Here is a 13,179-nt window from a genome sequence, read left to right on the forward strand (position 1 = left end):
ATCCGCGCGCGCTGAACGCCTATCTAAGCGCCAGCGAGAGACACAACGGAGGAAGGCGCATGTTGGAAAAATTGGCTCAGCAGCTCGAATTCAAGCGTGAGGCCGCCTACGTCAACGGTCAATGGATCGCCGCCGACAACGGCAAGACCTTGCCGGTCTCAAATCCGGCCACTGGCGAACTCATCGGCAGCGTGCCCGATTGCGGCAAGGACGAGACGGCGCGCGCCATTGCCGCCGCCGATGCCGCTTTCCCGGCCTGGCGCGCCAAGACGGCCAAGGAGCGCGCCAAGATCCTGCACAAGCTTGCCGATCTCGTCGAAGCCAATGCCGAAGCGCTGGGCGTGCTGCTGACGGTCGAGCAGGGCAAGTCGCTCACCGAGGCCAAGGGCGAGGTGAACTTCTCCGCCGCCTATGTGCGCTGGTTCGCCGAGGAAGCCCAGCGCGTCTATGGCGACGTGATCCCGTCGCCCTGGCCGGGCCGCCGCATCCTGGTCACCAAGGAGCCTGTGGGTGTCGTCGGCGCCATCACGCCGTGGAATTTCCCCTCCTCGATGATCGCCCGCAAGCTCGGCCCGGCCCTTGCCGCCGGCTGCACCATCGTGATCAAGCCCGCCGCCCAGACGCCTTATTCGGGGCTGGCCTGGGGTGCGCTCGCGGAGATGGCCGGCATCCCGGCCGGCGTGGTCAACGTGCTGACGGGCTCGGCCAGCGCCATCGGTGGCGAGCTCACCTCGAACCCGCTGGTGCGCAAGATCACCTTCACCGGCTCGACGCCGATCGGCAAGCTGCTGGTCGAGCAGTCAGCCAAGAGCTTGAAGAAGGTCTCGATGGAACTCGGCGGCAACGCTCCCTTCATCGTGTTCGACGATGCCGATGTCGATCGGGCGATCGAGGGCGCGATGATCGCCAAGTACCGCAATTCCGGTCAGACCTGCGTGTGCACCAACCGTTTCCTGGTACAGTCGGGCATCCATGACAAGTTCGTCGAGAAGCTGATCGCCGCTTCCAACGCGCTCAAGGTCGGCAACGGCCTCGAGGCCGGCGTGCAGCAGGGCCCCCTGATCGACGAGAAGGCGGTTCAGAAGGTCGAGGAGCACATCAACGATGCCGTCGCCAAGGGCGGCAAGGTGGTGGCGGGCGGCAAGCGCCATGCCCTCGGCCACACCTTCTTCGAGCCGACCGTGGTGACCGGCGTGACCCCGGACATGCTGGTGGCACGCGACGAGACCTTCGGGCCGCTGGCTCCTGTGTTTAAGTTCGAGACCGAAGAGCAGGCCGTCCAGATGGCCAACGACACCGAATTCGGCCTCGCTTCCTACTTCTACACCAAGGATCTCGGCCGAGCCTTCCGGGTCGCCGAGGCCCTGAAATACGGCATGGTCGGCGTCAATGAAGGGCTGATCACCACCGAAGTCGCGCCCTTCGGTGGCGTTAAGGAATCCGGCATGGGCAAGGAAGGCTCCAAATACGGCATCGAGGATTATATCGACGCCAAATATGTTTGCCTCGGTGGCCTGGGCTGAGGCTCGCTTCGCCTGCTGACAGCTGAAATCGGAAAGGGCCGGCGTCGCGCCGGCCCTTTTTGTTTGGCTCAGTCGAAGACCGTTGCCAGCTGCCTGACGTCGGCGCCTTCCTTCATGCGGAGGAGTTGGAAATAGGTCACGGCCGACGCCACGAAGGTAAAGCTGGTCGATAGGGCATCGGCGATAATGGTTGCGGCATATTTCAGGTAATTGACCTGGCCCGGCGCTGCGCCCGGGCCTTGGAAAGCTGCGCTGATTTCCTCGAAATTGATGGCCAGTCGCGGCGCAATCTGGAGAACCAGGAGGAGCAGGCCGAGGATCAGCAATTTCCACCGGAAGCCCTTCGTCAGTTCTGCGCTTCTTTTCAGCGCCTGGAGAGGGCCGGTTCGCTCGATCACGCAGACGGGCCCTGCGACGAAGTAACGACAGAGCACCACCAGGCCGGGGACGATCAGGACGACGAGCCCCAGATAAAAGGCCCCGAAGAAGATGATCGTGGTCGCGAAGAGGGCAAGAAAATTGCGGCCGGCATGAGCGAGCGCGGCTCCAAGCCAGAAGGGCTGGTGGCCGAGGATCTGCTGGACACCCAGACAGGACATCGCCCCGGCCATCGCACTCAGTGCCAGGCTCAGCACCAGGGTCGACCAGTACTCGGCCGAGGTGAGGAGGAGATCCTGCGGTATGGGATAGAAAGTCAGGATCAACGGGGGAGGCAGCACTGCAGCCAGCGCCAGCAAGTTGAAGCGCAGGAACCGTATGCGATAGATGGCCCAGCTTGCCCGTAGCAACAGGCCAAGACCAAATTGATGCGCGGCGGGCCCGGCATGGCTGATGTTTTCGCTTCTCGACATGGCCGGACGGACTTTCCCCTGGCGTTTTGCGATTGGGTGCGCCTCTCCGGACTGCAGAGAGGCGTCGAAGCAAAGCGTTCGAGCGGAGAGGCGCTTCTGCCGAAATGCGCCTCGCCCTCGAATGTGCCGTGACAACCTCCACGATGTGACGGCGAAGCACAAGGTTCGGCTTTCGGGCAGATAGGTCGATTGCGTGACATTTTTGCCGCCATCGCGCAGAAAGCACCATGAAATCTGGAATTTTTTGCCTGGAGAGCGCTGTCGCCTCAATTTCGCCCGTTCACTGACTATTCACCCCTTGCGCTGCATTGAAAGCAGCTCGGCAAATGGGATTGTGTTTCGATGCGGGCTGCCTCGCTCTTCGCTTTGATCGCTTCGGCGCTTGTCCTGACGGGCTGCGTCGGGATCGATGACGATTCCGGTGACTCGACCTCGTCTCTCAAGCCGGTGCTGACCAATACGGCCTCGAACGACCAAGCGGCCAACACCGCCCCGCTCGGCATCTGGCGCGGCGGCATGACCATGCTGGTGATGACTACGCGCAATGCGACCGGCAACAAGGAGCCCTGGTTCGGCCCCAAGCGCGCTTCCGATCCGACCGCGGCGCGCCTGGTGATGTATCCGCCGTCCAAGTCGCTGCTGGCCGCGGTCAACCCGGTTTCGACACCCGGCTGGTCGATCGCCGGCGTCAGTGCCCTGCCGGGCGATCAGCCAGCCACCTCCCTTGCGACGCAGGCCGAGGGACGCGACGTCATCGTCTATGTCCACGGCTATAACGAGACCTTCGACAGCGCGGCGACGAGCTATGCCAAGCTGGTCGATGGCATCAAGTTCTCTGGCGTGCCCGTACTGTTCTCCTGGCCCTCGCGTGCGGCGCTCCTGGATTACGTGACCGACAAGGACAGCGCGATGTGGTCGCGCGATGCCCTGGAGGACACGCTCACGGCGCTCGCCAACGATCCCAAGGTCGGCCGCATCAACCTGATCGCCCATTCCATGGGCTCGATGGTGGCGATGGAAGCCCTGCGCTCGATGTCCGACCGCATGGGCGGTTCCCTGCCCAACCATTTCGGCGCCATCGTGCTGGCCAATCCTGATGTCGACCTCGATCTCTTCCGTCGCCAGATGAAGCGGCTGTCGTCGCTGTCGACGAAGATGACGGTGATCGTCTCCAAGAACGACCGCGCTCTGGAGATCTCGACAAAGCTCGCCGGCGGCGTGCCACGCGTCGGTTCCGGCGACAGCGAGGAACTGCAGAAGACCGGCGTGAAGGTGGTCGACGCCTCCGACTTCGGCTCCGGCTTCATCAACCACGACATCTTCATGAGCCGCGAGGAAGTGCGCGCCGTGGTCGCCCGCGCGATCGAGAACGCGGATCAATAGTTTTCGCGCCGGCCTCGCAATCTCGCAAATGCGGCACTACGCCAGGAAATCGGCGCGATGCGGGGTGAAGCAGTCGACCAGCCGGCCTTTCTCGAGCGCCTTGACCCCATGTTCGAGGCCGGATGGCACGATGAAGCTGTCGCCGGCGCCGAGCGTTTCGGTTCTGCCCGCGATGGTGACCTCGAACCGTCCCTCGGCGACATAGCTGGACTGTATGTGGGGATGGGAATGCAGCCAGCCCACGCCATCCTTCTCGAAGGCGAATTCGACCATCATCAACTCGTCGGTATAGGCCAGGATGCGTCGCCGGTTGCCATCCGGCGTCGGCTGCCATTCGGCGTCGCCGGAGCGGATGAATAGCTCCTTGCTGCGGATCATCGGACTTCACCTCTCTGTTCAGCTACGACCGGGAAGATAAGCTCTGGTTCGGCGCGCTGTCCCGCGGACCGTTACCCCGACGGGGCGGCCGCTATTGCCCGGCTGTCTTCTCGACGGCGCGCGGTGCATTGCGCAGGGCCTCCAGCATGCGGGCCCGCGAAATCTCCAGCAACTGGCTCATGGCCCGCGAGGCCTCGTCCGCCTTGCGGGCGAGGATGGCCGAGACCACGGCCTGATAGGGCTGCAGGTCCATAGCCTGGCCGTTGGCGCTGCGCTGGGTCAGGCCGAAGGAAACCTTCAGGGCCGTCTTGACCGCCCGCCCGATGGTGACGAACAGGCCGTTATGGGTGGCCGTCATGATGGCGAGATGAAACTCCGTCTCGGCGCCCGCCGCCAGGGCCGGCTGCCCGAGCATGGAAACAAGGTCGGAGAAGCGCATGCGAATGCGTTCGAGATCATCCGCCGAGCCGTCCCGCGCCGCCAGGAAGCAGGCGCGCGGCTCGAAGCAATTCCGCATCTCGTAGAGATCCTCGATGATGCGCTCGTCGAACTGGGCGTTGAGGCGCCAGGACAGCACATCCTGGTCGAGCAGGTTCCAGTCGGCGAAAGGCAGCACGCGCGTGCCGGTCTTGGGGGAAACTTCGACCAGTCCCTTGGCCGCCAAATTCTTCACGGCCTCGCGCACCGTCGAGCGGCTGACGCCATAGGCCTGGCAGAGTTCGTTCTCGATCGGCAGGGTGTCGCCGGGGCGGAACTCTCCCGAGGTGATGCGGGTGCCGATGATGCGCGCGACCTGCGCACTCATCGTGCTGATGGCGGTATCCCGCTCGAACATACTCATCTCCAAACCAGCCCGACGCTCGACGCGGGCGGCATCATGCTCCTCGCACCGGCTGATTCCGCCATGTTCTGAGAGGCTTCCCACCTCTTAACACTGCTATCGGGGGGGAACAAAGCGCCCAGCAACCCTCCTGCCAACGAGAAATCCTCCTACAAATTACCATTCTTCATGTCGGCGACGGATTGACACCGCATCGCGATTGTCGATATCTTATCATCAGATGATAATAAGAAAAGATGGTTGGAGGAAGAGGCCTTGAGTGCCATCGACATCGACAGGGTGTCCAAGACATTTGGCGCCGTGAACGTCATCGCGGACCTCTCTTTGAAGATCCGCTCGGGCGAGTTCATTGCGTTCCTCGGGCCGTCGGGCTGCGGAAAATCCACCTTGCTTCGCATGATCGCGGGGCTGGAGCGCGTCGATGGCGGTTCGATCTCGATCGGCGGCCAGAGGGTCGACCAACTGCCCCCGGGGGCGCGTGGCGTCGCCATGGTGTTCCAGCACTATGCACTCTATCCGCATATGACGATCTATGAGAACATGGCCTTCGGCCTGCGCAACATTGCCGTGCCCGCGCAGGAAATCGATCGCCGTGTGAAGGAAGCGGCACGCATCCTGGAGATCGAGCCGCTGCTTGCCCGCAAGCCAGGCCAGCTCTCCGGCGGCCAGCGCCAGCGCGTCGCCATCGGCCGCGCTTTGGTGAAGAGCCCCAAGGCCTATCTGTTCGACGAGCCCCTCTCCAATCTCGATGCGGCACTGCGCGTTCGCACGCGCGTCGAGCTGGCGCGCCTGCACCAGCAGGTCCAGGCTACCACCATCTTCGTCACCCACGACCAGGTCGAGGCGATGACCCTGGCCGAGCGCATCGTGGTGATGAACGCCCGCAAGATTGAGCAGGTGGGCACGCCGATGGAGGTCTATTCACGGCCCGCCACCGAATTCGTGGCACGCTTCGTCGGTTCCCCCGCCATGAACTTCCTGCCTGTCACGGTCGCCGAGCAGGGCGGCCTCGCCGCCGCTAGGCTGGCCGATGGCACCGGCATCACCACGCGCGTGCCTGTCGCGACCCTGCCACAGGGGGCCAATCTGCGCCTGGGGGTGAGGGCGGAGGCCGTCAGGGCCGATCCGGCAGGCTCCCTTACCGGCCGGATCGAGGTGGTCGAGCGCCTCGGCGATCGCACGCATCTTTATGTGCGCCTGCCCGATGGCACCTCGCTGGTCGCCGAGGACAAGGGCGCGTCGACCGCCGTCGCAGGGGGCGAGGCCCGCTTTTCGGTGGATTCGCAGGCGGCACACCTGTTCGACGATGGCGGCCGCGCCTTCCATGCCGCGTGAGGAGGGGCTGATGTCGACACAGAGCCTTGCCTCCACCGCAACTGTGACACCCGCTCCCCGCTATGCCGGCGCCTCGATCGGGCCGAGCTGGCGCAATCTCCTGTTCATCCTGCCCTTCCTCGCCGTCTATGTCGTGTTGCTGGTCTACCCGCTGTTTCGCGGTATCTGGATCAGCCTGCAGGAATACGACATGTTCGACCAGACGGCGTCCTTTGCCGGCCTGGCCAATTTTCGCCGCCTGTTCGCCGATAAGGTCTTCTTGGGCACGGTGAGCAACACCTTCGTCTTCGTATTGATGACCGTGCCGGTTTTCGTCGCCATCGGCCTTGCCCTCGCGCTCGCCCTCAACCGGGAGAGCAGGGGCAGTGCGGCCCTGCGGGCGATCTTCTTCGGCACCTCGGTCCTGTCGGTGACCATCGTCACCATCATCTGGAAGATGATGTATCTGCCGGACCGGGGCCTGATCGCCGGCATCCTTTCGGTCTTCGGCCTGCCGCCGATCCAGTTCCTGACCAGCCAGGAGCTTGCCCTGCCGGCCATCGCGCTGTGCACGCTGTGGTGGGTGATCGGCCTGCCGATGATGCTCTTTCTCGCTGCCCTGCAGCAGATACCGGGGGAGCTCTACGAGGCGGCGGCGCTCGACAATGCCGGGCGCTGGCGCTCCTTCTGGTCGATCACGCTGCCCTCGATCCGACGCAGCGTCGTGGTCGTGGCGATCTACGAGATCGTGGCGCAGTTCCAGCTCTTCGGCCAGGCGCAGCTCCTCACCCGGGGAGGGCCCAACAACGCTTCGCGCCCCATCGTACAGTTCATCTATGAGGAGGGCTTCCAGCGCTGGAACGTCGGCTACGCCGCCGCGGCCTCCGAGGTGCTGTTCCTGCTGATGGCGGTTGCCGCGATCCTGCAATATGTCGCCGCCCGTCGGCGGACGGAGGGCTAGGCCATGGCGAGCGCGCAGCAATTCGTCGGCCGCACCGCCGGCGACCGGGTGATCCTGGCTGGTGTCCTGCTCCTCGCCTTCGCCTGGCTGGTGCCGGTCGCCTGGGTGATCGTGCTTTCCTTCAAGCCCAATTCCGAGCTGATGCTCTCCACCGCCACGGTCCTGCATCCGCCCTATACGTTGAAGAACTACACCGACATCATCGCTTCATCCGGCGTGTTTCGCTGGCTGCTCAACTCCATGATCGTGGCGGGCGGCATGACCATCGGCACGCTGGTGCTGTCATCCCTCGCCGGTTACGGCTTCGCCCGCACCGAATTTTTCGGCCGCGACATCCTGTTCGTGCTGGTGCTGCTGGGCCTCGCCATCCCCGAGCAGGCGGTGATCATTGCGCGCCACCAGATGTTCACCGACTGGAAGATGCACAATGGCTATCCGGCGCTGATCCTGCCCGGGCTCTCCCATGCCTTCGGCGTCTTCCTGATGACGCAATACTTCAAGGCCATCCCGCGCGACATCGACGAGGCGGCGATGCTCGACAATGCCTCGCGCTTCAAGATCTTCTGGAAGGTCGTGCTGCCGCTGACCATTCCAGCCCAGGCCACGCTCGGCATCTTCACTTTCCTGTCGGCCTGGAACGATTATCTCTGGCCGCTGATCTCGGCGACCAAGCCCGACATGTTCACCCTCACCGTCGGCATGGCGTCGACCCAGACCAACTTCGCCCAGTCCGAGGGGCTCGGCTTCCTGATGGCGCAGGCCGTTTTCGCCGGGCTGCCCGTCTTCATCGTCTATCTGTTTTTCCAGAAATATATCGTCCGCGCCGTGGCCGGCGCCGCGATCCGCTGAACCCGACGAGATCTCCTGGTTCCGCGTCCCGGCCGCGCGCTCGACCTTGAACAAAATCGGCCGAAACGGAGGAAATGCATGATCGGTTTGAAACGATTGCTCTATGCCGGGGCCCTCTTGCTGCTGTCGTCGCAGGCCGGCCTTGCCCAGGACAAGACCGAGATCTCGGTGTCGCGTTTCTTCGGCGCCTGCGAAGCCGACTATGGCGCGGTGACGGATGTCGCGAAGGCCAATGGCGAGTGCGGCATCATCACGGCGCTGATCAACAAGTTCAATGCCGAGAGCAAGGATACCCGCGTCAAGGTCGATATCGTCGAATGGCCCGGCTACGACCAGCTCACCGCCCGCATCCGCTCCGGCGAGCCGCCGACCATCTCGGTCATGCACGAGGCAGTGATCAGCGACTATTCCTCGCGCGGGCTATTGGAGCCCCTGGACGAGGGCCTGAAGGCGGCGGGGGTCGATACCGCCGATTTCACCGACGCCGCCAAGGCCGGTGTCATCAAGGACGGCAAGACCTTTGCCCTGCCGTTCGATACCCATACCTGGCTCTGGCACATCAATCTGAACCTGTTCAAGCAGGCGGGCCTCGTCGATGCCGCCGGCAAGCCGATCCTGCCCAAGAATGGCGAGGAGTTGCTGGCCCAGGCCAAGCAGTTCAAGGAGAAGACGGGCAAGCCCTATTTCGTCTGGACCATCGCCAACGAGCGCGCCTTCTTCACGCGCACCTTCGATACGCTGCTCTACCAGCAGAATTCTGAGTTCTTCGCCGATCCGGCCAAGGTCAATTTCGCCACGCCCGAGGCCAAGAATGCCGCGACGCTGCTGAAGGCGCTCTACCAGGCCGGCGATACCACCAAGGGGCAGGACTATGCCGCCTCGGTCGCCAGCTTCGCCGCCGGCGATGCGGGCGTGTTCATCTGCGGCACCTGGCTGGTCGATACCTATGACCAGGAATCCAAGAAGAGCGGCGCGCCCCTGTCCAACGGCTATGCCGTGGTGCCGTTCCCGCAGCTCTATCCCGGCAGCCCGCGCGTCTGGGCCGATGGGCATAGCTGGGTGATCCTCAAGGCCGATCTCACCGATGCCCAGCGCAAATCGGCCTACGAATTCCTGAAATTCCTGTGGGACAATGATTTCCAGTGGGCGCGCACCGGCCATCTGCCCATCCGCAAATCCGTGGCCGACAGCGCCGAATTCAAGGCCCTGCCGCACCGGGCGGACCTTGCACCGCTGACCACAAATGGCGCTGCCCGCCCGGCGGCGGTGAAGCGCCAGTTCGCGATCCAGGAGATCGAGAATGACGAGGTCACCGCCGGCGTGACCGGCGACAAGGAGATCGACGCCGCGCTCGCCGATGCCCAGTCCCGCATCAACGAATTGCTGGCGAACGCAAAGTAACGCCGCGTCTCGCCACACCTAGAGCAAAGCGCGTTCAAGTGAGCGCGCTTATTCGCTCTAACTCTTTGATTAGACGCGTCTTTGCGATTTGCGGTGACTCCGTCTAATCGCAAAACGCCATAGGACCCACGGCTTTCCTCCCGCCGTGGGTCCCTTTCCCGCCAAACGTTCCCCGGTTCAAAGGTCAGTTTTCGCCATGCCGTCCGCCCGCCTGATCGTCGATCACGATTTCATCATCTCCGATCTCGACCGCCGTATCTTCGGTACCTTCGTCGAGCATATGGGACGGTGCGTCTACACCGGTATCTTCGAACCCGGCCATCCCAGCGCGGATGACCAGGGTTTCCGCCAGGATGTCGCCGAGCTGACCCGCGAGCTCGGCACCACCATCGTGCGCTATCCCGGCGGCAATTTCCTGTCCGGCTACAATTGGGAAGACGGTGTCGGCCCGGTTGAGCAGCGACCGCGCCGGCTCGACCTCGCCTGGTTCTCGACCGAGACCAACGCCTTCGGTACCAACGAATTCATCGACTGGTCCCGCAAGGTCGGGGTGGAGCCGATGTTCGGCGTCAATCTCGGCACGCGCGACCATGACGAGGCGCGGCGCTTCATCGAATATTGCAACCATCCCGGCGGCACCGAGCTTTCGGAGCTGCGCAAGAGCCATGGCTATGAAAAGCCGCACGACATCAAGTTCTGGTGCCTGGGCAACGAGATGGACGGCCCCTGGCAGATCGGCGCCAAGACGGCGGGCGAATATGGCCGCATCGCCCATGAGACCGCCAAGGTGATGCGCTGGGTCGACCCCTCGATCGAGCTCGCGGCCTGCGGCTCATCCAATCGCGACATGGCCACCTATGCCCGCTGGGAGTACGAGGTTCTCGACCATTGCTTCGACTATGTCGACTTCATCTCCCTGCACACCTATTTCCAGAACCCGCATGACAGCACCGAGGAGTTCCTCGGCAATATCGAGCTGCTGGAAGCCTTCATCCGGGAGGTGGTCGCCATCGCCGACGCCGTGGCCGCCACGCGCCGCTCGCCCAAGCGGATCATGCTATCCCTCGACGAGTGGAATGTCTGGTACAAGGCCCGCACCCATGAGCATCTGCGCAAGCCCGGCTGGCCCGAGCACCCGCCGCTGATCGAGGAGGTCTACAACACCGAGGATGCGCTCCTGGTGGGCGGTGCGCTGATCACGCTGCTCAACAATGCCGACCGGGTGAAATGCGCCTGCATCGCCCAGCTCGTGAACATCATCGGTCCGATCATGACGGAGCCGGGCGGAGCGGCTTGGCGCCAGACCATCTTCCATCCCTTCGCGCTCACGGCACGCCATGCCCATGGCCGCGTGCTGCGCTCGCTGATCTCCTCACCCTCCTATGCCGGCAAGACGGCGCCGGAAATTCCCTACCTCCATGCCTGCGTCACCGAGGACGAGACGACCGGCCAGGTCACCATCTTCGCCCTGAACCGCCATCTCGGCGAGCCGATGGACCTCGAGGTCCTGCTGCGCGGCTTCGGCGGCAACCGCCAGGTGGTGGAAGCTTTGCAGATCCATCATCCCAATATGAAGGCGGTGAACACCAAGGACGCCCAGGATACCGTCGCGCCGGCGCCGATCGAGAAGGTGAGCCTGGAGGGAGATCGCCTGCAGGCGCGGCTCTTGCCGGGCTCCTGGAACGTGATCGTCACCGCGCCGCGCTGAGCGGAGGAGGCGATTTCGCCGAACGAGTTGAACAAGGCTGGATTTCAGAGTTGAGCGCGCCAATCCCTCCCCGTCTGCGGGGAGGGTGGCCCGAAGGGCCGGGTGGGGGAGAGTGGCGCTACAGTGCTTATTGTTGCTCGATTTGAGCCACTCTCCCCATTCCGTCGATGCTTCGCATCGCCACCTTCCCCGAAACCGGGGAAGGATCGGCGCGTTTCGCTCGTCCTGGCCGTGCTCCTCAAAATGAGAGGCACGACAGGGGCGCGCATCAACCCGGCATTTGTGCCGAAAACGCCGGCTTTCATTTCTGACGTGACGATATAGGGTCTGCAAAAGCCAAATCGGGGCAGAGGCGGATGGACCCAATTCACCTGTTCGAACTGGTGATCGCGATGTTCCTGGCGATCATCGTCCTGCATTATGCCGCCCACAAGCTGGGGCTGCCGCCCTCCGTGGCGCTGCTGGTCGGCGGTGCATCGCTTGCCTTTCTGCCGGGCCTGCCCGCCATCGCGCTCGATCCCAACCTGGTGCTCGTCATCTTCCTGCCGCCGCTGCTGATGGACGGGGCCTGGTTCATCGCGCTCGGCCGGTTGCGGCGCCACATGATCGGTATCGCCTCGCTGGCCGTCGGGGCGGTGGTCTTTACCTGCGTCATCGTCGCCGTGGCGACCCATCTCGTCTTCCCGTCCTTGCCTTGGGCCGCCTGTGCGGCGCTCGGTGCCATCGTGTCGCCGCCCGATGCCGTCTCCGCCCGTGCGGTGCTGCAGCGGGTGAAACTGCCCCGGCGCCTGCAGATCCTGCTCGAGGGCGAGAGCCTGTTCAACGATGCGAGCGGCCTCGTGCTGTTTCGCTTTGCCATCGCGGCCGGCGTCACCGGCACTTTCAGCGCGATGGATGCAGTCGGTGAGTTCTTCCTGCTGGCATTGGGCGGCGTGCTCGTCGGAGTCGCTGCCGGCGCAACCTGGGTTCTCCTCGCGCGCCGCCTCGGTGACGAATATCTGATCATCGCCGCCACATGCCTGTTGTCCTGGTCGTCCTATCTGCTGGGTGAAATGCTTCATGTCTCCGGCGTCATCGCCACCGTCACCACGGGCCTGATTGCCGGCTGGTACCAGCACACCGTGTTTTCCGCTTCGGTACGCATGCGCGGCACGGCGTTCTGGACTGTGATGATCTTCCTGATGGAGGCCGCGGTCTTCATCCTTATCGGTTTTACCCTGCGGGGCGTGGTGGAACGCGGCGGCGGCTTCGGCGTGGTGGCCAATACGATGGTCGTGCCTATTCTGGTGATCTTGCTGGCGCTTACCCTTGCGCGCTTTGCCTGGGTGTTCGGATCCGATCTGGTGATCCGGCTTTGCATGGCTGCGGGGCTCGACCGCTACACGCCGCTTGGCCTTGCCAACGCCACCATCCTGAGCTGGGCCGGCGTACGCGGTGTCGTCACCCTGGCTTTGGCGCTGAGCATACCGGAAGGCTTTCCCGGCCGCGACTTCATCCTGGTGACGTCGTTCGCCGTGATCCTGGGAACGGTGCTGGTCCAAGGCACCACCCTGGGGCGGGTGATCGGCTGGGTGAAGCCGGTCGAGCCGGAATCGGAAAGGGCTCGCCTCACCATGGCCCAGGCCGAATCTGCCATGGCGCAGAAGCAATTGCTCACCATCCAGCAACTCGCCTATGACAGCGAGGGGACACTCATCCATCCCCGATTGCTGGAGCGCTACCAGCGCCGGGCCACGATGATCGTCGACTATGCCGAGCGCACCGAAGAGTATCAGCCGGGGCTTCATGCCCATTTCGACGTCGTCCTGGCGGCGATCGCCACCGGGCGCAGCGAACTGATCAGGCTTCACCGGGTTGGGAAGATCGACAACGAGACGTTGCACGAATTGGAACGCGACTTGGACCTGGAAGAGTTGAGCGCGATCTCCGCCAAATCGTGATGAGGGCAGGCCGTGACGATCTTGGCGGAG

At 63.8% G+C, this 13,179-nt stretch carries 11 protein-coding genes; 8 read left to right on the top strand and 3 right to left on the bottom strand.

The genetic code is table 11. The features are described 5' to 3' along the window. Positions 1-59 precede the first annotated feature (59 nt). Positions 60-1,523 carry an NAD-dependent succinate-semialdehyde dehydrogenase gene (locus U1R88_RS09855; protein ID WP_322431069.1) on the top strand — a complete coding sequence of 488 codons (1,464 nt, stop codon included), beginning with the start codon at positions 60-62 and terminating at the stop codon, positions 1,521-1,523. Between the two features lie 68 nt (positions 1,524-1,591). On the opposite strand, the gene U1R88_RS09860 is transcribed toward U1R88_RS09855, so the two are convergent. Beyond that, entirely contained in the window at positions 1,592-2,644 is a 1,053-nt protein-coding gene (locus U1R88_RS09860; protein WP_322431070.1) for a DUF7847 domain-containing protein, read from the bottom strand. Positions 2,645-2,716: 72 nt separating this feature from the next. Here U1R88_RS09860 and U1R88_RS09865 point away from each other — a divergent pair, with 72 nt between their 5' ends. Further along, positions 2,717-3,757, top strand: coding sequence for an alpha/beta hydrolase (locus U1R88_RS09865; RefSeq protein WP_322431071.1), 1,041 nt, complete (start codon positions 2,717-2,719; stop codon positions 3,755-3,757). A gap of 36 nt (positions 3,758-3,793) precedes the next feature. Here U1R88_RS09865 and U1R88_RS09870 read toward each other — a convergent pair whose 3' ends face one another. Next, the gene (locus U1R88_RS09870) at positions 3,794-4,135 is read right to left on the bottom strand and encodes a cupin domain-containing protein (protein WP_322431072.1); all 342 of its coding nucleotides are present in this window, start codon (positions 4,133-4,135) and stop codon (positions 3,794-3,796) included. Positions 4,136-4,226: 91 nt separating this feature from the next. Then, positions 4,227-4,970, bottom strand: a complete 744-nt coding sequence (locus U1R88_RS09875) for a FadR/GntR family transcriptional regulator (protein ID WP_068288767.1) — start codon at positions 4,968-4,970, stop codon at positions 4,227-4,229. A 261-nt stretch (positions 4,971-5,231) separates the two neighbouring features. On the opposite strand from U1R88_RS09875, the gene U1R88_RS09880 reads away from it, so the two are divergent. The 6 genes from U1R88_RS09880 to U1R88_RS09905 all read left to right on the top strand — a co-directional run bounded on the left by U1R88_RS09880 (position 5,232) and on the right by U1R88_RS09905 (position 13,149). After that, positions 5,232-6,311 (top strand): ABC transporter ATP-binding protein, encoded by a 1,080-nt coding sequence (locus U1R88_RS09880; RefSeq protein WP_322431074.1) that lies wholly within the window; start codon positions 5,232-5,234, stop codon positions 6,309-6,311. Between the two features lie 10 nt (positions 6,312-6,321). Beyond that, positions 6,322-7,251, top strand: a complete 930-nt coding sequence (locus tag U1R88_RS09885) for a carbohydrate ABC transporter permease (protein WP_068288890.1) — start codon at positions 6,322-6,324, stop codon at positions 7,249-7,251. Between the two features lie 3 nt (positions 7,252-7,254). Continuing rightward, positions 7,255-8,100: a carbohydrate ABC transporter permease gene (locus U1R88_RS09890; protein WP_068288771.1), complete on the top strand. Its 846-nt coding sequence runs from the start codon at positions 7,255-7,257 to the stop codon at positions 8,098-8,100. 78 nt (positions 8,101-8,178) lie between these two features. Next, positions 8,179-9,501 carry an extracellular solute-binding protein gene (locus tag U1R88_RS09895; RefSeq protein ID WP_322431075.1) on the top strand — a complete coding sequence of 441 codons (1,323 nt, stop codon included), beginning with the start codon at positions 8,179-8,181 and terminating at the stop codon, positions 9,499-9,501. A gap of 196 nt (positions 9,502-9,697) precedes the next feature. Then, entirely contained in the window at positions 9,698-11,209 is a 1,512-nt protein-coding gene (gene arfA / locus U1R88_RS09900; RefSeq protein WP_068288779.1) for an arabinosylfuranosidase ArfA, read from the top strand. Between the two features lie 356 nt (positions 11,210-11,565). After that, entirely contained in the window at positions 11,566-13,149 is a 1,584-nt protein-coding gene (locus tag U1R88_RS09905; RefSeq protein WP_322431076.1) for a Na+/H+ antiporter, read from the top strand. Positions 13,150-13,179 lie beyond the last annotated feature (30 nt).

The sequence above is a fragment of the Labrys sedimenti genome, from assembly GCF_034424805.1.
Classification (GTDB): domain Bacteria; phylum Pseudomonadota; class Alphaproteobacteria; order Rhizobiales; family Labraceae; genus Labrys; species Labrys sedimenti.

What these genes read in the sequence shown, in the direction of transcription:
- U1R88_RS09895 (WP_322431075.1), top strand. Translation starts at nt 8,179, where the DNA reads ATGATCGGTTTGAAACGATTGCTCTATGCCGGGGCCCTCTTGCTGCTG.
- U1R88_RS09870 (WP_322431072.1), bottom strand. Translation starts at nt 4,135, where the DNA reads ATGATCCGCAGCAAGGAGCTATTCATCCGCTCCGGCGACGCCGAATGG.
- arfA (WP_068288779.1), top strand. Translation starts at nt 9,698, where the DNA reads ATGCCGTCCGCCCGCCTGATCGTCGATCACGATTTCATCATCTCCGAT.
- U1R88_RS09885 (WP_068288890.1), top strand. Translation starts at nt 6,322, where the DNA reads ATGTCGACACAGAGCCTTGCCTCCACCGCAACTGTGACACCCGCTCCC.
- U1R88_RS09905 (WP_322431076.1), top strand. Translation starts at nt 11,566, where the DNA reads ATGGACCCAATTCACCTGTTCGAACTGGTGATCGCGATGTTCCTGGCG.
- U1R88_RS09890 (WP_068288771.1), top strand. Translation starts at nt 7,255, where the DNA reads ATGGCGAGCGCGCAGCAATTCGTCGGCCGCACCGCCGGCGACCGGGTG.
- U1R88_RS09855 (WP_322431069.1), top strand. Translation starts at nt 60, where the DNA reads ATGTTGGAAAAATTGGCTCAGCAGCTCGAATTCAAGCGTGAGGCCGCC.
- U1R88_RS09875 (WP_068288767.1), bottom strand. Translation starts at nt 4,970, where the DNA reads ATGTTCGAGCGGGATACCGCCATCAGCACGATGAGTGCGCAGGTCGCG.
- U1R88_RS09865 (WP_322431071.1), top strand. Translation starts at nt 2,717, where the DNA reads ATGCGGGCTGCCTCGCTCTTCGCTTTGATCGCTTCGGCGCTTGTCCTG.